Here is a 24,763-nt window from a genome sequence, read left to right as displayed (position 1 = left end):
GCAGATTCTTCGCAAGCTCAGGATGACAGCAGATTCTTCGCAAGCTCAGGATGACAGCAGATTCTTCGCAAGCTCAGGATGACAGCAGATTCTTCGCAAGCTCAGAATGACAAGCCTATGTCATTATTTAAAAACCTCCATTCTGGGTTAGTGGTATTTATTAGTGCTTCCTTTTTACTTCTTAGCCAGCCTTTTATTTCTTTTTCTCTAGCTATAGCATGTTGTATGTATTCAAAGCGTTCATAGTACAGCAGGTTATAGGCGTTATACTTACCTGCAAACGATTTATGAGTAAAAGGCTGAGCATTGGTATGGTGTTGCTGTAACCTTGCTTGTAAGTTGTTGGTTACGCCTGTGTATAGCACTGTTTTGTTTTTATTGGTTACTATATACACGTAGTAGTTATGTGTGCCTATTGGTTGCATGTTATTGTCATTTTGAGGAACGAAAAATCTCTTTGTCATTCTGACGAAGGAAGAATCTGTTTTGGCTAAAGTACAAAAATTCGGCAGTTCCTTCGCAGGCTCAGGATGACAGCTTCGCTTTGCAGCAGTTCCTTCACTGCATTCAGAAGCTGCTTGTCATTCTGACGAAGGAAGAATATCTTCGGCTTTGTAACGTTACCTAACAGCTTCTTCTCAAGCTCAGCATTGTACCGCTTTACAACAGATCCTTCATGCTTCAGGATGACAGCTTTGCTGTGAGTTCCTTCGCAGGCTCAGGATGACAATCAAAACAATTCTAATTGTTGCGGTACATCCATGGCAAGTGCTGGCTTTTTCCCCTGAAATATTTTCATCATGCCAAATTGCTTATCGGTAATGGTCATAATGCCTACATGCCCTTTTTCGGGTAGTAATTTTTGTACACGTTTTATATGTACAGTAGCAGCTTCCATACTTGGTGACCAACGTAAATAAATTGAGAATTGAAACATGCGAAAGCCGTCTGCCAGAATTTTTTTTCTAAAATCGCTGGCCGCTTTGCGGTCTTTTTTTGTGTCGGTTGGTAAGTCGAAGAATACGAGTACCCACATAATGCGATAGGCGTTTAAGCGTTCTTGTTTCATAACGATGTCATTCTGACGAAGGAAGAATCTGTATTGTCATGCTGAGCTTGCGAAGAATCGCCATGTGATGCTGAGGAACGAAGCATCTCAACAGATCCCTTGCCTTCGGCTCGGGATGACAGCTTCGCAGGGCAGTTCCTTCACTGCGTTCAGGATGACAATGGCAGCTCAGGATAGAGTATCTTTCGTTGCTCACCTGCAAAGCACTTGGCTAGCGATGCTGCTGTGCGCTGTGTAGCTACAAGTAAGGGGCTTTTGTTACCATCTAGCAATACATCTGTATTTAACACTTGCAGTAGCCTTGTTTTAAAGTCTTGCGTAAGGGTTTCTACATGGCTTGTTTCGTCTACTATACCACGTACCACCACATCTACAAATGGTCTATAAGGTTCCATCATATCATCTGCAAGGCAGTAGGCATTGTAGCGGTTGCGGTGAAAGATGCCAAACGTAGGCAACAAGCCTGCACCCACAATAGCCCTTGCCATAGCAGCCCTTAATATGGCATAGCCATAATTTAGTAAATTATTGGGTGGTACACCATCTCGCCGCCTAAAAAATAGCCATGCGGGGGGAAACAAGTTTTGCCAGTAATAAGCCGCAGCAGTAGCTTCATTATTATTAGTATCGCCACTTAGTACACCACCTGCAAGCCCTAGTAACACTTTATCGTTATAGCCCCATTGCTTAAATACAGCCGCTTGATTGCTAATTTTTGCCCGTACTGTTTGCTGCCACAGTTGTTTTTTTAGTGGCTCGCTCGCTTCTATTTGGTATCTAAACCGTTCGCTTTGTATGGTATTACCCTCTAGCGGTAGTAACATGCCAGTAGGGTGGTGGGTATCGTTACAGGTTATTACAGCTACATTATTGCTCACCAGTTGGTCTAGTAAATAGTGTGTAATACTTATTTGTTGATGTTCTAGTACCAATATACCTATATCTTCTATTGGCACAGTTCTATCGGGCTTGTTTTCTTGCCCTTTTACGTGGCTATAGCTTACAACTAACTGGCTATTAGCACATTTTAAGTGGCAAGGGCTGCCCATGTGTAGGGTGCGTTTTATCATGGTTTGTAATTTTTAGTAGCGAATTGCTATGCTGAGGAACGAAGCATCTCTTTGTCATTCCGAAGAAGGATTGTCATTCTGAGCTTGCGAAGAATCTCTTCGGCTTTGCAACACCGCCCTTCAATTCCTTCATAGGCTCGGCATTAGGCTACTACTCAGCATATCCTTCGTGCCTCAGGATGACAGCTTCGCTGTGAGTTTCTTCATTACGTTCCAGATGACAGCTTCGCAATACCTTAGGATGACACGCTCAATACGTTGTATAAAGGGTATTGGTACGTGTAACACTGCTTATAGCAGGTTATGCACGGGGCTTTGTTGATATTTTAACCTGTTGTAACACTCTACACAACGGGTATACAATTAGTAAAATACCTATTGCAAACCCCTTTATAACCTATAACAGCTTGTAGTAAACGTGTAAAGCGTGTCTATGGCACGTATTTTACCCCCTTATATAACGTAAAATACCCCGTATACCTACGGGGTATTTTTTAGTCTAACTATTTGTATATCAATTTATTAGCCATTTGTAGGTGGTGTAGTGTCATTATTATTGCCGCCACCAGGAAAAAATTGTTTCAAATCGTTATAAATGGCAGCCATGCCAGGTACGTCTTCCCCTGCTTGGTAGCGCACATTGCGGTACACACTTAAGCAAGCTTGAAACACATCATAATCCAACAGGATTTTAGCGTTTTGAACATTGTTTAGCATCAATTTCAGTGCATCTTCCCACAATTCTAGCGCATTGCGGCTAGCATAATCCCTATTCAGCTCGGGCATATCTAAATGGCCCGGTATAACTTCGGGGTTTGATTTGCTGTACTGCAATACTTTTTGCACCACTAGTTTGTTCTGCTCGTTAATAGAGCCATACAGTTGTTTTTCCTTTTCGGTAAGGTTGGTGCTTTTACCAGCCATTACTGCTTTTTGATCTGCAATTGCAGCATCCATTTTTGCTTTTTCTGCGTCGGTAAATGTTACCGAGCTCAAGTTTACAATCGGCATTTTTTCTTGATTTTTTTTGTGAATAAATGATTGTTTAAGAAAAGAGGTGTATTGTTCCATCTGGTTTTATTTCAAAATCTTTATGCTCAATTGCCATATTTAAAGAGCCTTGACTTAATCTTAGCTTTGGTAATGGATTATTAAAATCAACTTTTGAAGCACCCTTGTCAGAGGCTCCCATTGCTTTCAATTTTATTTTTATTTCATCTTCTTTCATGCTGACTAAATGATGTTTTAATGATAAGCGACCATCTTCAAATGAACCCGTTATATACATCCTTTTTAAAAGGTCTGTGCTACCTAAATCTTTTAATTCGGATAGTGTGGATTCAAAAAAGATTACTCTTAACCCACTCATTAGAATTGAATAAAGGGGTAACAAATAGATTTCTTTACCAATTTTCTTTTCATAAGTTGCAGGTATGGCATCTATAATTTTACCTGTTGTATTTGCTTTTGCAAGTTCTAGGATGGAGAAAGATTCAATTTGGCGTTCTAGTTTTTCTTTTATAATACTTTCATATATTGCACAAACGGGTATTTCGCCATTCACCGCATAATCATAATTTTTATATTCTTTTTTTGATAAAAAGTGTTTTCTCTCTCTAATTGTTGCTGGTTTTGCTGAGCCACTACCTGTAGCTCTAACTCTTAAATGCCTTATTGGATTTAGAGGATTTCCATTTTTATCAATGGTTGTTCCAAAAGCATAAATTGGCTCTAGCATTGCTTTAGCAAATATTTGTCCTTCATTAACCCGATTTTGGATTTCCTTTTTCAAATACGCTTTTAAATTGGGGTCAATCACTATGTCAAAGTCTTCAATTTTGGAAAACTTGGTTAAATCGACCTCTCTTTCTACAATAAATATTTCGTCACCCCTTTTTTCGTTTTGCTGAAATAGCAGGTTGCCTTTACCATCATTCATAGGAATGAATTTGCCATTCTTTTCTTCATACAAAGGAATTTTTATTGCCCCGAAAAAACTCTCTTTATGCAATTGTCCTCTTATTGTATCGCCTTGTGCCTTTTTAAATTCTTTTAAAGGAATGGGAATGAAATTTCCACTATCATCTTTCATTAATCCCCCCGAATGGTCTCTTTTAAAAATCAGCTCTCCTTTGCTATCTTTTTTATAGCAAATATTTCCTTTCTCGTCTTTTTGAAAGACTGGCTGTCCATCACCTATTAATGGTATTTTATTACCTCTTGAGCGTTGATATTTTAATGTAGGGCTAAGTGTTTTATGTTGGGCTTGGTAATTATTTAATACCTCTTCTTCAATACTTAAAATATGGCTTTCATGGAAGTTCTCCCAATTTCTAGGTTTGCTATGAAACGGAATGTTCTTTTCTTTAGCGGCATAATATTCTTTTCGTAAAAAATCCCGAATACTTGCTGGTGGAATAAGTGTAAGCACTGCGGCATCAATTGCATGATGGCTGTGCTTTGTTCTGTCTTTTCCTTCAAAGCGTTCTCGTATTTTAAATATCCTTCTGAAATCGGCAGTTATAATTCCTTTTTGGGGTTCTACCTTTTTAAACACTGTTTTTAAATATGGCAAGGCATATTTAGTAATGATTTGTGTATCGGTAAGTTGCTGCCTACGAAATTGATTGGTTACTTCCTCTATCGTAAATGTTTCATACTTCTTCTTCCAATAGGTCAAGTGAATTTTATAGTAATGCCTATCTTGAATTTGCCTGTCTTTTGACTCTTTAGTAGTTGCTTTTTTAGTTCCTGCATAAGTGGCTTCATGCCTTTCTTTAAAGCTCATGTATTTAGCGTACATGAATTTGATGTTATGTTGTATTAGTTCATAATTATCTACCCATTGTGTTGGGAAGCGTTTTGCTTTAGCTGCATTGCATTGGGGATGAGCAATGGTGAGGTTAAAAAGTTCGCTGCATTGAGATTGTCCTTCAGGTATAGTGTGTTCTATTTGAGCTGTACCATTCATTATATCTGTACATTGGATTGTCTGACCACAATAAATACATTTTTCTGTTTGTTCTTTCCATAACTCATATCTATCAATCATTTCTGGGCTAATATTTTTATTAGTGTCGTTTTGATTGTCAAAATATTCTTTCAATAATTTTTTATAACCATCTCTTAATGTAGCTCTTTCGTTTTGGTATCTTTTTATTGCTTTTCTAGTATTTGTGTCATTTAATTCTCTTGCTATTTCTACAACAATTTTTGTGTGTGCATTTATTTTGTTCTCTTGTAATAAGTAATTCAACAATTTTTTTAAATGATGCAAAGTTTTCATTGCCATTGGGTTCTTAAATCCTTTGCTTATTGGATTTGGGTCTCCTAGAAAGAGTATATCATTGCCTCGTTCGTCAGTATAAACTATACCATCCTTGTCTGCCTTAATATTTGCAGGGCTGTACACTTCTTGCTCTGATGGATGCCATAAATATTTATTAATTCTATTTTCAGATATTTCGTATTTATTGGTTAACAATTCAATGATTTTTTCCTCGATACGATATAGTTTGAAAAACTGCTTGGCCTTATCCATGCCCATAGGTTGGCGTAAATAACTTTGATATAAAACAGTTATATCTTCTATGAATTGTGTTTGTTGCTCTTCTGTTTTCTTGTTCCAAATTTTTGACTTAAAGTTATCTTTAATCTTGTCGTTTATATCTTTCAAGTCAATGTTATCTAATATATAATCATCCCCCATATTCATTCTGTCCCGTTCATTCATCCTATTAGATATTAAACTGTTAACTATCACATAAACCTCTTTATCTGCTTTATGATTTGCCAAAATATCTGAATACTCTTTCCTAAGTTGTTCAATAGTATCGTCATCTATTTTTTTACCAAAAACACTTTCTAAATTGGCTACAAATACAGCATGAGGATATAGCATGCCTTTTTTTAGATAAGGTAATATTATTTTAATAGTAGCAGCGGAAAGAGAGGCATAACCACTATTTAATCTAATATTATCAAAATCTTTAGCATCAAATTTTATTTGCGGAAAATGCTTTTGCAATATTGGAATTAATCTACTTCCTAAATCTGTAGTTTGTTGTTTGGTTATGGTAGCATCAAATATTAAATGCCATAAGTCTTCTACTCTTAAATAATTACCGTCTTTTTCTTTGCCAGCAAGTGTTTCATCCCATCTAAGAATAGTTTTCCAATCAGAGCCAATTATCTTTTCAATTTTGTTTAAAAGAATATTGGCCTTATATTTTTTGCCTTCATTTTCTTCATCTAGTTCTATATCAAACTTTGACAGTATTGTGCCACCTGCTTCAATAATTCTAGCTTCAATTCCTTTTTCAGTTTGTTTACCTGTTTTGTCTTTTTTGGATTTATAAGTTAAATCACTTGCTCTGTTAAACATTGGGAAAACAACATTTTCCAAGAAGTCAATTTTCGAAATCCCCCTTGGTGGCTCAATTTTTAAGTTATTAATATCAACCCAAGTTCTAAACTCCTCATATAAAGGATGGCTAAGTGGAATCCTTTTTTTGCCAGCCTTATAGTATATGCCAGATTTACTTTTCAATGGTCGATCTAAAGTACAATAACCCACAAGACCTTTTTGGCTTCGTAGTGGGCGTTGCCATGTAATAGCTTTTTTAATAGTTTGGCAGAAACTACTTTCTAAATCAAAACCTAAGTTTTTGAAAATTGCAACTATCTCGTTTTCAAAATAATGACGATAGGTGAACCTGTTTCTAATTCTATAATTGTTTATTGCTTCTAACTCTTTATTCTTTTGTCCCCAATACAAAGCAGCACCTAATGTCTGATATTGTTCTTTAATCAATTGGTCAATTACTTTTATTCCAACAACTTCAATTGTTTTAGTTTGTTGATTTTTTCGGCCTTCTTCAATAAGTTTTGTTTCTTCTGCATCACCACTATTAAAAAAACCTCTTCGTTGTACCAATTGGTAAAATATTCTACCTAATAGCTGCTTATTATCTTTTAAGTAATTTTTGTGCTCTTCTTTATTACTTACAGCAAGCCATCTAAAAGCATAGCAGTTGTCGTGCTTGCTTAGCCCATATTGCTCAAAATCAGGCTTCCCATCGCCATCAAAATCAAAACGTAACCAATCAATAAACTCTTTTCGTTGTGGATATTTTCTTCCAGCACCTTTTTTATAATGTCTCCATTCGTTTAATTCATCAATAGTTAATGGACACATTTCTTTGTGTATTAAACACTCTAATAGTTCGTATTTTCTATATTTTTCTGCTTGATAGTTTCTGCGTTTCCCTCTACTTTCAGTGCGCTTTTGAACCATTGGATGTTCGCCAGATTTATCTTCTGTCACACCCTTATCAAAGGTCAACACACCTTTATCAATTATTTGATTCTCTATTTCATTGTTTATCTCTCTAATTGCCCATCCAATTGAGTTTGTGCCTAAATCAATTCCAAGAATTTTTTCCATTATATCGTTTATTTAAATGTTCACTATTATATTTGTCTTCGAAAGCTTATCACAATAAGGCTATAAGCCGAAGATTTTTTCTTAAGCCCTGCATATTGTGGGGCTTTTTTATGCCCTCTCTTTCCCCCTCAAAACTCATTACACATATCCATACTGCACAAAGCACAGCCCATTGCACAGGGCATGTTTGTGTAGTGATACATCCAACTTATATTCGGGGGGTAAAATTGAGAAACTAAAATAAGGCTTTATTTGATATGTGCAAATTATTAAACAAGGTTTTCAATAAACGCCAATAAAAAAGCGTCAATTATCATAAGAATAATTAACGCTTACACAAGAGTTTGTCAGGGCATATTAATTACCATTCAGCTCTTGCAGTTGGGCTTACACTTAAATCTGTAAAATCACCTGCTAAATATTTGTAGTAACCAGTAATAGCAATCATGCCAGCATTATCTGTACAGTATTCAAAAGCTGGTATATGGGTTTTCCAGCCTTTCTTTTTACCCATGTCTTGCAAGGCTTGGCGCAAGCCACTATTGGCACTTACACCACCTGCAATAGCAATGTTTTTTACACCTGTTTGTTGTACGGCTTTGCTTAGTTTCTTTAATAAAATATTGATAATTGTATGTTGTATAGAAGCACATAAATCGTTTAGGTTGGCTTCTATAAAACCTGCTTCTTGCTTTTGCAAAAAGTATAGAATAGATGTTTTTAAACCACTAAAACTAAAATTCAATTCAGGTATTTGTGGCTCTGCAAATTTGAAAGCTAATGGATTGCCCAGCTTAGCATATTTATCTATTAATGGGCCGCCAGGGTAGGGTAGACCAAGTAGTTTCGCACTTTTGTCAAATGCTTCACCAGCCGCGTCATCAATGGTTTGGCCAATAACTTCTAGCTCTAAAGGTGACTTTGCTAGTACTATTTGTGTATGGCCCCCACTTACTGTTAAGCACAAAAAAGGAAATTGAACGGGTTCGTTTACTGTGCCATCTGGCAGTTGCTGTGGAATAATATTGGCCAATACATGCGCTTGCATATGATGCACGGCAATCAATGGCTTGTTAAGTGCTAAAGCCAAGCTTTTGGCAAACTGTGTGCCTACTAATAAACAACCTATTAAACCTGGTGCTTGTGTAAATGCAATGGCGTCAATAGATGATAGTTGGCAGTTGGCAGATGCAAGTGCTGCATCTACTACTGGCACTATGTTTTGCATATGCGCTCTACTAGCAAGTTCTGGCACTACACCACCATATTGCTCATGAACCGATTGATTAGCAATAAAATTGGATAAGATTTTTCCATCTACACATACCGATGCAGATGTTTCATCGCAAGAAGATTCGATAGCGAGGATTGCCCCCCCGCCCCCCAAAGGGGGGATTTGAGCAAACGAAAAAGTATTATCTAAAATATCAGACATTAAATTTATAAATCAAGGTTTTAAAAATTCCCCCTTTGGGGGATTTAGGGGGCTACTTCGTTCTTATCGCCACTACAGGATCCATTTTAGCTGCAATTCTTGCAGGAATAATACCTGATAATACACCCAAAACAATACATAGCGACAATGCTAGAATCACAATGTTTGGTGCGATATAAATAGGAAAAGGTAAAATATTACTTAATACTTGGGTTAAAATCCACACAAAAGCCAAACCTATTAAACCACCTAAAATACATAAGAAAGCGCTCTCAATTAAAAACTCAGTAAGTATGGTTCTGCTTTTAGCGCCAATGGCTTTTTTAAGTCCTATTTGACTGGTTCTTTCTCTCACAGTAACAAACATGATGTTGGCTACGCCAAATGCGCCTACCACTAAGCTTAAACCAGCAATAGCCCAGCCGCCAAGGTTAATAGAACCGAAAAGCGATTCAGTACTTTCAGCAAATGAGCTAATATCATTCAAGCTAAAATTATCTTCTTCCGATGGGCTAAGGCGCCTTATTTGCCTTACAACACCAGTTAACTCGTCTTGCAAAGCTTTGGTAGTTACACCTTGCTTGCCTTGAATTAAAATAGATGGCTGCGATTTATCAGCTTCATAAATGCTTGTAAAATACTCGTAAGAAGTAATAGCAGCATTGTCAAAATCAAAAATATTCACTAGCGATTGCCCTTGTTTTTTAAGCACGCCTACAATCTCAAGTTTCCTACCATTGTACGTTAATTCTTTACCCACAGCTATTTCTGGCTTACCATACAATTGAGTAGCAACTTCGCTGCCAATTACCACACTTGGTGTGCCTCTATCAAATTCACCACTAGAAATATATCTACCATTATCAGTTTCTAATGATTGTATTTTGCTAAAATCCTCAGATGTACCTAAAAATGTAATACCACTCAATTGATTATCTCTGTAACTCGCATTACCATTGCCTCTGCACAAAAATGCAATATTGCCAGTGAGGTACGATTTGGCTTTTATAAACTGCATTTCTTCGTACTTAGGCACAGGTCTGTTGGCATATTTCCACCAAGGATAGTCGTTACCGCCACCATATTGCCATTTATCTAAGTACAAACTATTAGACCCAATCGATTTCAAATCCCCTTGTACCTTACGCTTTAAACTATCTACCGTAGCCAATACACCAATGATACAAAATATACCAAACGTGATACCTAGCAACGATAAACTAGTACGTAATTTATTGGCCTTTAACTCTTGAAAAGCCATTTTAAAACTGTTCCAAAGTATGGTGAGTAATTTCAGCATGTTGTAAAAGTAATTAATGAGCCGCATTTACAAGGGCAAAATATTAACACATAGAATCAGAGGATAAAAAGTAAACATAGCAAAAACTATGTGTGCTAAACTATCTATGTGCCTATGTGTTAAAAGGAGGCATTACATTTAACCCATGATATGCACATTAACCATTGTACGTTATCCTAAATACTTCGGCTGGGCTGGTTTTTTATCAATGGCAGTGTTTCATTTTCCATTATTTCTCAGTAAAAAAATTAGCTTTTACAAGTTAATGGGCTGTGGAAAAAACGGCACGTTCGATAAATCACCCGATTGGCGTCAGTGGGCGGTTTTAGTAGTCAATAGTCAGTGGTCAATGGTCAATGGTCAAGAACAGAGAATACAAAACCCAGAACTCAAAACACAAAACCCAGAACTCAAAACTTCAAACTTCCTCAATGCTTGGTTCAAGTTCTTCCGTGCAGAAGTATTAACCATCGTGTTACAACCAATAGAGGGTCATGGTACTTGGGATGGTAAAGCAGTATTTGGAAAATTGCCCAAACAAACAGATTATGAGGGCTTAATTGCAGTATTAACAAGAGCTACTATTCGCTTAAGTAAGTTACAAAATTTTTGGGCAAATGTAGATGCAGTTGCTAGTCAAATGCTTGCTGCTAAAGGCTTTGTAACATCGTTTGGTATTGGTGAAGTGCCTTATATAAAGCAGGCTACTTTTAGCATTTGGGATAGCAAAGCCGACATGAAAAACTTTGCTTACAACTTGCACCAACACAAAGATGTGATTCGTAAAACGCACAAAGAAGATTGGTATAGTGAAGATATGTTTACACGTTTTATACCCATTGCCTGTTATGGAACTATTAACGGCAGCAATCCTTTGGCAGGAAAACTGTAAATTGCACATAAGTATTTTGGAATAATAAAAATGATTTTTTATGTCTGTGATAGAAATTGATAATAAAATTTTGAATGATATAGTTTCTGAAGTAAAAAAATTAGATGAAGTAGAACAAAAAGTTCTACTTACTAAGTTGAGAGTTAAACGTTTGGCCAGTAAAAAAAATAGCATAGTTGCTAACTACGATGCAACTAAAATTGCTTCACCTACAATGGCACAAATTGATAAGTGGAAGCACGCAGCAAGAAAATTAAATACTAATGCGAAGTAATCGTTATGTATTTGATAATAATATTTGGATTAGCTATTTTATCACTAACCAACAGCATAAAATCATAAATATTATAGACGTTTATGAGATTGAAGTATTTATTTGTGATGAGTTAATAAAAGAATTTGAAACAGTTTTAAAATATCCGCATCTCAAGAAATTTAATATTGATGTAAAGAAATCTATAAAGATATTAAGAGCAATTACAACCAATTTTAAGCTTATTTATCCTATTAAAAATTATGTGCCAGACGATATAGATGATAATTATGTTGTAGCGTTGGCTTTGCAAACCAATGCTGGATTTGTAACAAGTGGCGATAAACATATTTTATCGCAAAAAGAAATACTTCAAAAGAAATTTACTAAGCTAAAAATTATTACCAAAGCAGAATTTGAAAAGAGATTCTATGTATAATTTCAGCAATCGCTTTACAAAACTGTAAATTGCCATCACTTTATGCATCACTGCACTACCATATCGTTTTTAACTGCACACTTTGCTTGGATGTATCGTGGCTTAAATTCAATGCCCGATTACTGACGAGGCAAATCAGTTTAGAGTTTGTAGTTTAAATAGTTCAAGGTTTAATTTTTTTGACGTTTCACTTTTCACGTCATTCACCATTCACTTTTCACTTTTCACAATTTACATGTCATAGTTTATGTCACAGATATCTGTTACCTCAGAAGTAGGTACACTTAAGCGTTTATTAGTACACAGCCCAGATAGTGGTTTGGGTAAAGTAGTGCCTTCAAAAGCACAGGATTGGTTGTTTGAAGATATTGTACATCTTGAAACCATTCGTAAAAACGAGTACGATTATTACACCAAAATCTTACTCTATTTTCTTGACCCAGAAAAGATAAAAGGTAAGCTTGCCGAAATAGACAGCGAAGCCAACGACAGAGCTTTTTATAAGCCAGAAAACGAACAGTTTTTTAAGAGCGATAAAGTGATAGAATTACAATGGTTACTAGCTGAAATTTTAGAAGACACGAATATTAAAACTGAATTGGTATCTTCTGTTTGCGCTATTGAAGGCTGTACCTATTTAACACACAAAGTGCTGCTAAAATACCCTGCAAAAGAATTGGCAAAAACCTTTGTTTCTGGTACTTCTAGCGATAAGCAGTTGTTGTTTGCGCCCATACCAAATTTTATTTTTACAAGAGATATTGGTATCACCATCAACAACTATGTACTGCTAAATAAGCCGGCTAAAAAGGCTAGAACAAGGGAAGCTTTGCTGGCAAAATATATCTTCTTCAATCATCCATTATTTGCAGATTATAGAGATAATATTATTGAACTAAGCGATAGTCAGTACAGCTTTTTGTTACCTAAAGAAGATGACGACAAAAAAGTAACTTTAGAAGGCGGTGATATTATGGTGGTAAGCGACAAACATTTACTAGTTGGCGTCAGCGAACGTACTTCATCTGAAGCGGCTGTAAAAATTACCAATACCATGTTTGAGAAAGGTATTGTAGAAAAAGTAACCATCGTGAAAATTCCTAAAAAGCGAGATTACATGCATATTGATACCGTGTTTACGCAAGTAAAACGCAATGTGTGGGTAATGTTGGGTAATTTTTCTCGTAAGGCAGTAAAGCACGAAGATGAAAATGCCATTGAACGCATTTTAGAAATTAAGAAAGAAGAGAAGATTAAGATTTTACAGTTTCATAAAAAATGCCCCGATAACCCTATCAGCTTTGATAGCTTGGAAGATTTATTAGTAGATATCAGTAAAACTGATTTGCATTGTGATGAAGAGGTAAAAATTATCTTTAGTGGTAACAATGAGTTTCCTTACAGCGCAAGAGAACAATGGACTGATAGTTGCAATTTATTGGCTTTGAAAGAAGGTGTTGTATTAGGTTATGATAGAAACGATAAAACCACACAAGCTTTTAAAGAGAATGGTTTCAGCGTTATCTATGCCAAAGATTTAATTGCTCAATTAGAAGCAGGAACAATAGACGTAAATACCATTACCGACACCGTTATTCTCATGCCATCAGCAGAATTATCAAGAGCAAGAGGTGGTTTTCATTGTATGAGTATGCCTTTGTTGAGAGAAGGATTGTGAGTTAAAGGTCAATAGTCAAAAGTCAATGACCAATGACCAATTTTCAGTCTTTTAAGTTACGTTTTCAATTTTAATTTATGACCTCTAATATACTCATGATACGCCCTGTGCAATTTGCTTACAACGCTGAAACGGCTGTGAATAATAGCTTTCAAGTGGCAAGCAACGATGCATCGGTACAAGAAAAAGCCTTGCAAGAGTTTGATGGCTTTGTCTCCAAATTACAGGCCAATGGTATTGACGTAACTGTTGTGCAAGACACGGCAGAACCACATACACCTGATTCTATTTTTCCCAATAATTGGATGTCGCTTCATAGTTATGGTACTATTTGTTTGTACCCAATGTTTGCCGTAAACCGCAGGCAAGAAAGAAAGCAGCATGTTCTTGATGCTATTGATGAAAAATTTGTTGTTGATGCCCAAATTGATTTTACAGGTAGCGAAGCCAATAATATTTTTTTGGAAGGCACAGGCAGTATGGTGCTCGATAGAGACAAACAAATAGCCTACGCTTGTTTATCACCTAGAACTGATAAGGGTTTGCTAGAATTGTTTTGCAAGCAATTCAATTACACGCCTGTCGCTTTTATTGCTAACGATGAAAATGGTAGCCCCATTTATCACACCAATGTAATGATGTGTGTGGCTGATAAGTTTGTGGTGATTTGTCTAGATAGTATTACTGATGCAAGTGAGAAAAATACAGTGATTAAATCAATAGAAAATAGCGGTAAAACCATCATCGATATTAGCTTTTATCAAATGAATCATTTTGCAGGTAATATGCTACAAGTGTGCAATCAACAAGGTGACGCTTTCTTGGTAATGAGTAGCCAAGCTTACCAGAGTTTAACTGCTGCGCAAATTGCAACTATCGAAAGCTATCAACCTATTATTCATGCAGATATTACTACTATAGAAACCAATGGCGGCGGTAGCGCTAGGTGTATGATGGCAGAAGTATTTTTAAAGAAGAGAAATAATATCTAATGATATTATCCCCATTAACGTTTGCACCTTAAAATGATATTTAGATGTGTAATAAATACATTTAGATTAGCAGTCTAAAATTGTCATTATGAAAAAACATTTTTTTGCTGCTTGCTTTGCTATAACTGTTGCTGCTAGCCAATTATTAGCACAAGGCGATCCTAAAGCCACAGAAGTTTGGTCACCAGTACCTAAAATTGTAACACCTGGTAAAACGGCTGCTGATGCACCGTCAGATGCGATTGTATTATTTGATGGTACTAATTTAGATAAATGGGTTTCTACAAATGACAACACTAAACCTGCTGAGTGGCTAGTGAAGAAAGGCATCATGACGGTAAATAAAAAAGCAGACAATATACAAACCAAGCAAAGCTTTACAGATTACCAATTACATCTTGAATGGCGCATACCTAAAAATATTACTGGTGAAGGGCAGGTGCGTGGCAATAGTGGTTTGTTCTTAGCATCAACTGGTGCTGGTGATTTGGGCTATGAAGTACAAATACTAGACTGCTATAACAATACCACTTATGTAAATGGACAAACTGGTAGTGTGTACAAGCAAGCCATTCCTTTGGCAAATGCTTGTAAGCAACCGGGTGAATGGCAGACCTATGATATCATTTGGACGGCGCCTCGTTTTAATGCTGATGGTTCTTTAAAATCTGCTGCAAGAGTAACCGTAATACATAACGGTGTTTTGCTGCAAAACAATTTTGAATTAAAAGGTGCTACTACTTATGTCGGTGCACCATCTTATAAAGCGCATGGTGCTTCACCTATCAAATTACAATCGCATGGCGACCCAAGTGAGCCTATAAGTTTTAGAAATATTTGGGTGAGAGAGTTATAGGTTCATGTGTCTCAGATTGCGCAGATGAACGCCGATTTTTGAGTCTGTGTGGTTTTCTGCGATAATCACCGATAACCACGTGCAAAATGAAATTGATAAAGCCAACATAACATAATGTGTTGGCTTTATTGTTTGTAAAGCAATAATATTGCGTACATAATTTTTTAAGTTGTATTAATTGATGTGTTATGGTAAATAGTTTGGCAGTTTTTTGTGGTAGTAAAAGTGGTGTAAACCCTTTGTTTTTAAGTCATACAAATACTTTGGGGCAAATGATGGCTGCTAGAAATATAAAGCTTGTATATGGTGGTGGTGGTGTAGGCTTAATGGGCGCTATTGCTGATAGTGTAATGCAGAATGGTGGTGAAGTAATAGGTATAATACCAGAATTATTAATGGCTTGGGAACAAGGTCATAAAAGTATTACCGAGCTAAAAGTAGTGCCAGATATGCACGTGCGTAAGCGCATGATGTACGAGCTATGCGATGCAGCCATAATACTACCGGGCGGTAATGGTACACTAGATGAACTCTTTGAAATGCTCACATGGAACACTTTAAAAATTCATTCCAAAAAGATATTTCTACTCAATTCTGATGGTTATTACAACCACTTAGTAGCACATATTAGCAACATGCAGCAAGAAGGGTTCTTGTATGAGAACTGGCAAGAACGTTTAATTATATGCGATACACCTGAAGCTATTTTTGCTTTTTTGGACGCAGATAATAAGTAAAACCTGCTCTTATAACTGGTATTGCTTGTGTAGTACCTGTTGGATTACCAAAAGCATCAGTTGTTACTTGGCGATAAGGCGAAGAATTATCTTGACCTAAGTCTAATAAAATGGCTGTATAAAAACCGCTTTGTCCTACAATACGTCTACCATAACCAAGGCCCACTAAAAAGCTCGGTGCTTTTTGGTTTAAGCGTAAAACACCGCTGTTAAAAGTATTGGTGAGTTTTGTACTAATAAAATTATACTCTGGTTGTACTTGAATAAAAAATTCTTGTAGAGGGTAGGCTCTTAAAAATACGCCACCACCATAGTTAAAGCTGCGTTGCTTGGTAGTACCGCCACCTGTATAACCGTAGTTGTAAGAATAGTAGTTAAGGTTTAATGATACACCTGCATCTAACCAACTATTTAAAGAGTAGCCTATTTCTGGTGTAATGCCAATATTGAAATTACTACCATAGGTGCTACTACTAAAGCCAAGACCCACACCACCACCAATAAACACATTTTCTCTTTTAAAATGCCCTGGTTCTTCTTCTTTAGATAAGCGTTTAGGCTTTTCATCTTCTTGCGAAAAAGCTGATAACACGAGTGCAGTACAAAGCATTGACAATAATAGACGCTTCATAATAATTACTTTAAGGTAGTTGATATCTTAAATTACAAAAACACAGAGTGACAAAGAAACACAAAGTTTGCTTCCTAGTCTCATCTGTGTTTTTGTACAGCTAATTTTAACATTATTTCAAATCGAAGATTTTGCCAGCGTTTAAAATATTATTTGGGTCAAACACTTTTTTAATACCTCTCATAATGTCTAAATTGGCTTCTTTAAATACAATATCCATGTATTTTTTCTGAATTAAACCAATACCATGTTCACCACTAATAGTGCCGCCAAGGCTATACACTAAATCGAACAAAGCACGTAGAATATTGGTCATTTCTTCGTTGCCATAACTATTAGGTATACCTTCTTTGTGAATGCGAACGTGTAAGTTACCATCACCAGCATGGCCATAACATACTGCATGGAAATTGTATTTTTTACCTAATGCTTTTACGCCTCTAATTAGTGCTGGCAATTCAGCACGTGGTACTACTGTATCTTCTTCTATGGTGTAGCCTACAGATTTTACAGCTTCTGCGGCTCTTCTGCGAAGTTTCCATAACTCGGCTTTTTGCTGTGCATCATCTGCAAAAAATACTTCACCACCTTCGTAAGTTACCATTAGTTCGGCTATTTGTTCCATCTCGCTCATTAGCACATCCATATTGTTACCATCTACTTCTATAATTAAGTGTGCCGCAATATCTGGCGTTACTGGTACAGCGTGGCTATCTACCATTTTGGCTACAATTTGCAGCGCATCTATTTCTATTAATTCTAAAGCGCTAGGGGTGAAGCCTGCTCTAAAAATGGCACTAACCGCTTCGCTTGCTTTTTCTAAATCTACAAATGGCACAAGCATTAATAAGTCGTACTTAGGCAATGGAATCAACTTCAATACAATTTTGGTTACAATGCCTAATGTGCCCTCGCTACCTACCATTAATTGTGTAAGGTTGTAGCCTGTTGAGTTTTTAAGCACATTTGCGCCGGTCCAAATAACATCACCTGTAGGTAATACTACTTCTAGGTTTAGTACATAATCTTTTACCACACCGTATTTCACCGCTTTAGGGCCGCCACTGTTTTCGGCAATATTGCCGCCAATAAAGCAACTGCCTTTGCTGCTTGGGTCAGGTGGGTAAAACAAACCTTTTTCTTTTACTGCATCTTGTAAAACCTCAGTAATTACACCTGGCTCGGTGGTAACTTGTAGGTTTCTTTCGTCTATTTGAATGATTTTATTCAAGCGCTCAGTGCTTAGCAATACACCACCTAAATGTGGTAATGCACCACCACTTAGGCCTGTACCGCCACCCCGTGGGGTAACTGGAATAATGTGCTGGTTGCACAATTTCATAATGGCTGCAACTTCTTCAGTAGTGGCTGGTTTTACAATCACTTCTGGTAGGTATAATAATTTTTCAGTTTCGTCGTGACCGTAGTGTTGCAAATTTTCTCGGTCGGCTAAAATGTATTGCTCGCCAACAATTTGCTGTAAGGTTTCAAAAATTTCTGGGGTAATTAGTCCTTTTGTTGCAGTTGCTTCCATTAAAAAAAATTTTCGCAAAAGTAATGGTTGTGTGGCTAAGTATTGGCACATCGATAACACAGATTGGCTAGATTGTATTGGATATTGATAAACAAAAGCGATGAATCGTTAGGTATTGATAACATTTGATTTTATTAAAAAATGTAAAACCCGTAAGCTGGTAAGGCCTTACGGGTTTTGTGAAAATATGCTGCGAAGCGATAAGAACGTACAAGTGAGATGCTTCGTAAACTCAGCACAGGCTACACGAACGCTATATAGTAGTACAACTGCTGGTTACCCAAAAGACAACTACTTACAACTTAGCGTGTATTATTTTTTTAACGATGCAATATCGATGACAAAGCGGTAGCGAACATCACCTTTTAACATACGTTCGTAGCTTTCGTTTATTTTTTCAATATCAATTACTTCTACATCGCTTACAATATTGTGTTCGGCACAAAAATCTAGCATTTCTTGGGTTTCTTTAATGCCACCAATTAGTGAACCGATGATGCTTCTACGTTTCATGATAAGGTTAAACGCAGGTACTTGTGCCGGTGCTGGTGGCACGCCTACTACAATCATAGTACCATTGGTACGTAATAAATTGAGGTAAGTATTGTAATCGTGTGGGGCAGAAACGGTGTTTAAAATAAAGTCGAAACTGTTTTGAAGACCCTTCATTGTTTCAGGGTCGCTAGTAAGCGCAAAGTGATGTGCACCAAGCCTTTCAGCATCGGCAGCTTTTGATGGCGAAGAACTTAACATGGTAACTTCTGCACCAAAAGCCACGGCAAATTTTACCGCCATGTGGCCCAAACCACCCAAACCTAAAACGGCAACTTTGTGACCTTTGGTTACACCTACATGGCGCAAAGGTGAGTAAGTGGTAATACCTGCGCAAAGCAAAGGCGCTACACCTGCAAGCGGCAATTTGTCTGATACATGAAGCGTATAGTTTTCATCAACCACAATATTGGTACTATAGCCACCATAAGTAGGTGCGCCGGTTAATCTTTCGCGGCCATTGTAAGTGCCTACCATGCCTTCATCGCAGTATTGTTCTATACCATCCTTACAGTTTTGGCAAGTGCGGCAAGAATCTACAAAGCAGCCCACACCAGCTAAATCGCCTACTTTAAACTTGGTAACATGGCTACCCACTTGTGTAATGCGACCTACAATTTCGTGGCCAGGCACCATAGGGAAAATAGAGCCGCCCCATTCGTCACGAATTTGGTGTAAATCTGAGTGGCAAACACCACAGTATAAAATTTCAATTTGTACATCATGCGCACCAGTTTCTCGTCTTTCGAAACTAAACGGTGCCAATGGCGCAGTTGCAGATTGTGCTGCGTATCCTTTAGAAGCTATCATAACTAATTGATTTATTAATGTTTAAACAACAAAGTAACAGCTGTATAGTTTAACAATGCGTTGTAGCCTGTTTAATTAGCGGTAAAATTTCCGATTACGAAACAGCGTGACAAGCAAAAAAAGTTTTTAGTGAACACGCCATTTTAAAAAAATCATATCACATTTAATTTTTAGTGTAGTTTAGCCACCTTGATAAACTGCCCACACTATGCTAAAGAAAGAAAGACAAGCGTATATACTACAGCAGATAAATATCCACAACAAAGTACTTTCAAGCGATTTAAGCATTCAAATGAATGTGAGTGAAGACACAATCAGAAGAGACTTACAAGAACTAGATGAAGAAGGCAAACTAACCAAAGTACATGGTGGCGCATTGTCGAAGTCGTTTCATTTTACAATACAGAATAACGATATATACTCACTACCAGAAAAGAAAGTGATTGCTCACAAAGCTGTGAAGCTGATAAAGGATGGTATGTTTATAGTACTTAGTGGCGGTACTACTATAAGAGAACTTGTAAAAGCCTTGCCAGAAGATTTGAGCGCCACATTTATTACACCTAGTGTGCCTACAGCATTAGAACTACTGAACCACCCAAACATTGATGTGATATTTATTGGCAATAAGCTACTAAAATCTGCTCAAATGAGTGTGGGTGCAGAAGCTGTGATGCGTTTAAAAGATATTAAAGCAGATTATTGCTTTTTAGGTACTAATAGCATTGATGCCAAAGAAGGTATTACCGACCTAGAATGGGAAGTAATTGAAGTGAAAAAAGCGATGATTGCTTGTGCTAACAAAACGGTGTCGCTAGCCATATCTGAGAAACTAAATTCGGTACAGCGTCTAAAAGTGTGCGATGTAACTGTAATTAATACACTTATTACTGAGTTGCCACCAGATAGCCCAGCATTAAACGACTACAAAGCTGCTGGCTTAGAAATTTTGTAGATTGATTATAAATACTCTTCTTGACACTGATTATACTGATAATAATTAGTTAGTTTCTCAAAAACGTTAAAACACCTACAATTTTATACACAGTTACGTGCTACGTTTAGTAAAGGCATTACTTTAGCCAATATCTAAATTCAGTACGAATGTATTATTTGTTGCAAATAGGAAATACCATAGCCGATTCAACCCAAAAAGTAGCAAACGCAGCCGCCTCTGTAGAAAGCAAAATCTCACTGTGGGATTTATTGCAAAAAGGTGGCTTCATTATGTATCCACTGTATGTGCTGTTAGTCGCTACCATTTTTGTTTTTTTCGAGCGTTTAATAGCCATCAACAAAGCGTCAAAAATTGACGTAAGTTTCATGAATATTATTCGTGACAATATTATTACAGGCAATATTTCTGCGGCTCGCAATTTGGCAAAAAATACCAATAATCCGGTTGCCAAAATGATTGATAAAGGCATACAGCGTATTGGTAAGCCCATCGATGCAATTGAAAAAAGCATGGAAAATGTAGGCAAACTTGAGATGTATAAAATGGAGAAAAACCTCTCTATTTTATCACTTATTGCAGGTATTGCGCCCATGTTTGGCTTCTTAGGAACCATCTTTGGCATGGTGCAATTGTTCTATGGCATCGCATCTACAGGTGAGTACACGCTAGGCACTATTGCAGGCGGTATTTACACCAAAATGGTTACCTCAGCAACGGGCTTAATCATTGGTTTAATGGCTTATGTGGCTTACAGTTTTTTAAACACGCAAATAGATAAAACCGCCAATAAAATGGAAGCTGCAAGTGCCGATTTTATTGACATTTTGCAAGAGCCAACAAGATAGGTAGAAGGCAAAGAGGCATGAAGATGTAAGGCAAAGAGGGGCTAGGCAAAGAGGCAGAAAGTAATAGTAGCGAATGATTTTTATGTAACCAGCAGTAGTAATGCTTTTCATCGTCTGTTGCAGCCTGTGCTGAGTTTACGAAGCATCTCACTTGTACGCTCTTATCGTTAATCAACTTTTATCTAAGCGTAAACCTTCGTGACAAGAAAATTCGTGTAATTCGAGTAATTGGAAATAATTCGTGAAATAAAGAATATATGAACATCCGTAAAAGATTAAAAGCGCATCCTGAAGTACATACTGGTGCTTTAAACGATATATTGTTCATCCTTTTATTATTCTTCCTTATCGTGTCTACTTTGGCCAATCCAAATGTCATTAAGGTATCAAACCCAAAAGCCAAAGCCGATACCAAAGCGAAGCAAGCTGTTGTAATTACGGTAGATAAAGACCAGCAATTGTTCATTGGTCAAAAACTCATTCCTTTCAGTGAATTAGAATTGCAATTAAAAGAAGTGTTGTCTAAAGAAACCGAGAAACCATCAGTCGTTATTAATGGCGATAGCACTTCGCATTTGGGCACAACTATTAAAGTAATGCAAGTAATTAAAAAACTTGGTGCTACACCTGTTATGGCTGTTGATAATAGTGGTGCACAATAATTTGTCATGCTCAGGTACAAAGCATTTGCCGATATGCAAACCTTACTTTTTCCGTTTCGATGAATCTCTTACAATTAACTCTGAAGGCACAATAATTTGCTCTTGTTTATTAATGTTCTTCTTGGTTTTTAGTTGCAGTACTAGTCTTTCAGCTATGGTTCTACCCATTAGTTTACCAGGGTAATTAATAGTGGTAATGTTTGGTTCTACCATGCGACTAACTACGTCATTATTAAAGCCTACTACAGCAATATCTTTTGGTACTTTTATGCCAGCTTTTTTCAATTCAGCAATACATACGGCCGAACAAAAGTCGTTGGTTACAAACAAGCCATCTGGTTGTTGTTTCATGGCAAGCATTTGTTCTACAATCAATTTGCCAGTATCTTCTTTAAAATCATTTACCAAAACCAAGTCTTCTTTATACGGCAACTTATGTTCTAGCAAAGCTTTTTTGTAGCCAGCAAGCCTATCTGCATATACATTACGTTTAAGATTGGCAGTAGCATGCACAATACGCTTACAACCCTGCTGTATTAAGTGTTTGGTAGCTTGGTAGCCAGCTTCAACATTGTCAATAACTACCTGTGTTGCAGCAATGCTATTATCAATTCTATCGAAAAATAGCAATGGAATGTGTTTTTTTATAAATGGGTCAAAGTGTGTTAAATCATCTGTATCATAAGCTAGCGAAGCGATAACACCATCTACTCGTTTGTTAAACAAATTGTGTGCATTGGTGCGCTCTTTAGCTACTGTTTCGTTTGAGTGTGCTATTAAAATGTCATAACCGGCTTCGGTTAATACCTCTTCAATACCAGCTAGCACGGCCGTCATAAAATAGCTGTTTAGCTCATGTACAATTACGCCTATGGTATTTGTTTTTTGCGTACGCAAATTGCTGGCAAAAGCATTGGTACGGTAACCTTTTTTTGCGGCTAAATCCAATACTTTTTTTCTAGTATCAGCATTAATAATGGGATTGTTTTTTAAGGCACGGCTTACCGTTGCTGGCGATAGGTTTAATTCTTCGGCTAGGTCGTAAATAGTAATATCCTTTTGTGGTGTCATGCGATATTTCAAACGTAACACAATGCATTTAAAAAAGAATAAAATATTTCTTTGCAATCGGTTACAAAATCAAAATAAACCTATAATTTAGCACCTCGCAAGGGTTAAATGAATCATATCTTGTATGATTTTGTTTGCTAAAAGCGTATCATAATATCTAAAATTATTTAAAACAACAATTAAATATGTCAACCGTAATTACAGGTAGTACAGAGTTCTTTAAAGGCATTGGCCAAGTAAAATTCGAAGGTCTAGAAAGCGACAATCCTTTAGCATTTCGCTGGTACGATGAAAACAGAATAGTAGCTGGTAAACCTATGAAGGAATACCTGCGTTTTGCATGTGCATACTGGCATAGCTTCTGTGGCAGTGGTGCCGATCCATTTGGCGAAGCCACCCATATTTTTCCTTGGGGCGTAAAGGCAGATCCTGTGGAAAGAGCAAAAGACAAAATGGATGCAGCATTTGAATTTATCACCAAAATGAACCTGCCTTTCTATTGCTTTCATGATGTAGATGTGGTAGATTATGGTAATAATGTTTTGGAAAATGAAAGACGCTTACAAGCTTTGGTAGCTTATGCCAAAGAAAAGCAAGCCGCTAGCGGCGTAAAATTATTATGGGGCACTGCAAATTTATTTTCTCACAGGCGTTATATGAATGGTGCAAGTACTAATCCTGATTTTCATGTATTGGCACATGGTGCAGCGCAAGTAAAATCTGCCATTGATGCTACTATTGAATTAGGTGGTGATGGTTATACTTTTTGGGGCGGTAGAGAAGGTTATATGAGTTTGTTGAACACCAATATGAAACGTGAACAAGAACATTTTGCTAAGTTTTTACATACTTCTAAAGATTATGCTCGTGCTAATGGCTTTAAAGGTGTGTTTTTTATAGAACCTAAACCTTGCGAACCAAGCAAACACCAATACGATTACGATAGCGAAACAGTTATTGGCTTTTTGCGTAAATACGATTTACTTGAAGATTTTAAACTAAACCTTGAAGTAAACCACGCTACATTGGCTGGTCATACCTTTCAGCATGAAGTACAAGTGGCTGTAGATAACGGTATGCTAGGTAGTATGGATGCAAACCGTGGTGACTACCAAAATGGTTGGGATACTGATCAGTTTCCTAACAATATTAATGAACTAGTAGAAACTATGTTGATAGTACTTGAAGGCGGTGGCTTACAAGGTGGCGGTATCAATTTCGATGCAAAAATTAGACGTAATAGTACAGACTCTGCTGATTTGTTCTACGCACACATTGGTGGTATGGACACATTTGCAAGAGCGCTAATTGTAGCTGATAATATCTTACAAAAATCTGACTACAAAAAAATCCGTAAAGACCGCTATGCAAGCTTTGATACTGGTGCAGGTGCAGATTTTGAAGCAGGTAAATTATCATTAGCCGATTTACGCCAATATGCAATAGACCATGGCGAGCCTGCAACTATTAGCGGTAAGCAAGAGTATCTTGAAAATATCATTAATCGTTTTATTTAAACAGGGTTTATTATTT

General features: G+C 36.9%; 22 protein-coding genes. 11 read left to right on the top strand and 11 right to left on the bottom strand.

Annotation, left to right across the window (positions count from 1 at the left end):
* Positions 1–101 precede the first annotated feature (101 nt).
* The 7 genes from ACT9TX_RS06195 to ACT9TX_RS06165 all read right to left on the bottom strand — a co-directional run bounded on the left by ACT9TX_RS06195 (position 102) and on the right by ACT9TX_RS06165 (position 10,320).
* On the bottom strand, positions 102–425 hold the full coding sequence (locus ACT9TX_RS06195) for a GIY-YIG nuclease family protein (RefSeq protein ID WP_481337377.1): 324 nt from the start codon (positions 423–425) through the stop codon (positions 102–104).
* A 305-nt stretch (positions 426–730) separates the two neighbouring features.
* Entirely contained in the window at positions 731–1,069 is a 339-nt protein-coding gene (gene cas2, locus ACT9TX_RS06190; RefSeq protein ID WP_481337376.1) for a CRISPR-associated endonuclease Cas2, read from the bottom strand.
* Positions 1,070–1,218: 149 nt separating this feature from the next.
* Complete coding sequence (cas1, locus tag ACT9TX_RS06185; protein ID WP_481337375.1) at positions 1,219–2,139, bottom strand: type II CRISPR-associated endonuclease Cas1; 921 nt, start codon at positions 2,137–2,139, stop codon at positions 1,219–1,221.
* 522 nt (positions 2,140–2,661) lie between these two features.
* Positions 2,662–3,150 (bottom strand): hypothetical protein, encoded by a 489-nt coding sequence (locus ACT9TX_RS06180; RefSeq protein WP_481337374.1) that lies wholly within the window; start codon positions 3,148–3,150, stop codon positions 2,662–2,664.
* Positions 3,151–3,184: 34 nt separating this feature from the next.
* Positions 3,185–7,585: a type II CRISPR RNA-guided endonuclease Cas9 gene (cas9, locus tag ACT9TX_RS06175; protein ID WP_481337373.1), complete on the bottom strand. Its 4,401-nt coding sequence runs from the start codon at positions 7,583–7,585 to the stop codon at positions 3,185–3,187.
* Positions 7,586–7,946: 361 nt separating this feature from the next.
* Positions 7,947–9,020: a tRNA (adenosine(37)-N6)-threonylcarbamoyltransferase complex transferase subunit TsaD gene (gene tsaD, locus ACT9TX_RS06170; protein ID WP_481337372.1), complete on the bottom strand. Its 1,074-nt coding sequence runs from the start codon at positions 9,018–9,020 to the stop codon at positions 7,947–7,949.
* A 52-nt stretch (positions 9,021–9,072) separates the two neighbouring features.
* Positions 9,073–10,320 carry an ABC transporter permease gene (locus ACT9TX_RS06165; RefSeq protein WP_481337371.1) on the bottom strand — a complete coding sequence of 416 codons (1,248 nt, stop codon included), beginning with the start codon at positions 10,318–10,320 and terminating at the stop codon, positions 9,073–9,075.
* A 145-nt stretch (positions 10,321–10,465) separates the two neighbouring features.
* Between ACT9TX_RS06165 and ACT9TX_RS06160 the strand changes: the two genes are divergently transcribed.
* The 7 genes from ACT9TX_RS06160 to ACT9TX_RS06130 all read left to right on the top strand — a co-directional run bounded on the left by ACT9TX_RS06160 (position 10,466) and on the right by ACT9TX_RS06130 (position 16,167).
* Positions 10,466–11,212, top strand: coding sequence for a spheroidene monooxygenase (locus ACT9TX_RS06160; RefSeq protein ID WP_481337370.1), 747 nt, complete (start codon positions 10,466–10,468; stop codon positions 11,210–11,212).
* A 40-nt stretch (positions 11,213–11,252) separates the two neighbouring features.
* On the top strand, positions 11,253–11,486 hold the full coding sequence (locus ACT9TX_RS06155; protein WP_481337369.1) for a hypothetical protein: 234 nt from the start codon (positions 11,253–11,255) through the stop codon (positions 11,484–11,486).
* Entirely contained in the window at positions 11,476–11,904 is a 429-nt protein-coding gene (locus ACT9TX_RS06150; RefSeq protein ID WP_481337368.1) for a putative toxin-antitoxin system toxin component, PIN family, read from the top strand. The genes ACT9TX_RS06155 and ACT9TX_RS06150 overlap by 11 nt, the downstream gene beginning before the upstream one ends.
* 247 nt (positions 11,905–12,151) lie before the next feature.
* Entirely contained in the window at positions 12,152–13,582 is a 1,431-nt protein-coding gene (locus ACT9TX_RS06145; RefSeq protein WP_481337367.1) for an arginine deiminase family protein, read from the top strand.
* 77 nt (positions 13,583–13,659) lie between these two features.
* On the top strand, positions 13,660–14,574 hold the full coding sequence (ctlX, locus tag ACT9TX_RS06140) for a citrulline utilization hydrolase CtlX (RefSeq protein WP_481337365.1): 915 nt from the start codon (positions 13,660–13,662) through the stop codon (positions 14,572–14,574).
* Between the two features lie 88 nt (positions 14,575–14,662).
* Complete coding sequence (locus ACT9TX_RS06135; protein ID WP_481337364.1) at positions 14,663–15,430, top strand: 3-keto-disaccharide hydrolase; 768 nt, start codon at positions 14,663–14,665, stop codon at positions 15,428–15,430.
* A gap of 188 nt (positions 15,431–15,618) precedes the next feature.
* Positions 15,619–16,167 (top strand): LOG family protein, encoded by a 549-nt coding sequence (locus ACT9TX_RS06130; protein WP_481337363.1) that lies wholly within the window; start codon positions 15,619–15,621, stop codon positions 16,165–16,167.
* Here the strand turns inward: ACT9TX_RS06130 and ACT9TX_RS06125 are convergent.
* The 3 genes from ACT9TX_RS06125 to ACT9TX_RS06115 form a co-directional block, all read right to left on the bottom strand.
* The gene (locus tag ACT9TX_RS06125; RefSeq protein ID WP_481337362.1) at positions 16,133–16,798 is read right to left on the bottom strand and encodes a hypothetical protein; all 666 of its coding nucleotides are present in this window, start codon (positions 16,796–16,798) and stop codon (positions 16,133–16,135) included. The genes ACT9TX_RS06130 and ACT9TX_RS06125 overlap by 35 nt on opposite strands.
* Positions 16,799–16,910: 112 nt before the next feature.
* Positions 16,911–18,332: an FAD-binding oxidoreductase gene (locus tag ACT9TX_RS06120; protein WP_481337361.1), complete on the bottom strand. Its 1,422-nt coding sequence runs from the start codon at positions 18,330–18,332 to the stop codon at positions 16,911–16,913.
* Between the two features lie 312 nt (positions 18,333–18,644).
* Positions 18,645–19,694 carry an NAD(P)-dependent alcohol dehydrogenase gene (locus tag ACT9TX_RS06115; protein WP_481337360.1) on the bottom strand — a complete coding sequence of 350 codons (1,050 nt, stop codon included), beginning with the start codon at positions 19,692–19,694 and terminating at the stop codon, positions 18,645–18,647.
* Positions 19,695–19,902: 208 nt separating this feature from the next.
* Here ACT9TX_RS06115 and ACT9TX_RS06110 point away from each other — a divergent pair, with 208 nt between their 5' ends.
* The 3 genes from ACT9TX_RS06110 to ACT9TX_RS06100 all read left to right on the top strand — a co-directional run bounded on the left by ACT9TX_RS06110 (position 19,903) and on the right by ACT9TX_RS06100 (position 22,159).
* Complete coding sequence (locus ACT9TX_RS06110) at positions 19,903–20,649, top strand: DeoR/GlpR family DNA-binding transcription regulator (RefSeq protein ID WP_481337359.1); 747 nt, start codon at positions 19,903–19,905, stop codon at positions 20,647–20,649.
* Positions 20,650–20,798: 149 nt separating this feature from the next.
* Positions 20,799–21,497: a MotA/TolQ/ExbB proton channel family protein gene (locus ACT9TX_RS06105; RefSeq protein ID WP_481337358.1), complete on the top strand. Its 699-nt coding sequence runs from the start codon at positions 20,799–20,801 to the stop codon at positions 21,495–21,497.
* A 257-nt stretch (positions 21,498–21,754) separates the two neighbouring features.
* Complete coding sequence (locus ACT9TX_RS06100; RefSeq protein WP_481337357.1) at positions 21,755–22,159, top strand: ExbD/TolR family protein; 405 nt, start codon at positions 21,755–21,757, stop codon at positions 22,157–22,159.
* Positions 22,160–22,201: 42 nt separating this feature from the next.
* Here ACT9TX_RS06100 and ACT9TX_RS06095 read toward each other — a convergent pair whose 3' ends face one another.
* Positions 22,202–23,230 carry a LacI family DNA-binding transcriptional regulator gene (locus tag ACT9TX_RS06095; protein WP_481337356.1) on the bottom strand — a complete coding sequence of 343 codons (1,029 nt, stop codon included), beginning with the start codon at positions 23,228–23,230 and terminating at the stop codon, positions 22,202–22,204.
* Positions 23,231–23,415: 185 nt separating this feature from the next.
* On the opposite strand from ACT9TX_RS06095, the gene xylA reads away from it, so the two are divergent.
* On the top strand, positions 23,416–24,747 hold the full coding sequence (xylA, locus tag ACT9TX_RS06090; protein ID WP_481337355.1) for a xylose isomerase: 1,332 nt from the start codon (positions 23,416–23,418) through the stop codon (positions 24,745–24,747).
* The last annotated feature ends 16 nt before the right edge of the window (positions 24,748–24,763 follow it).

The sequence above is a fragment of the Parasediminibacterium sp. HNIBRBA5674 genome, assembly GCF_056745525.1.
This window is presented reverse-complemented; position numbering and strand designations above follow the sequence as displayed.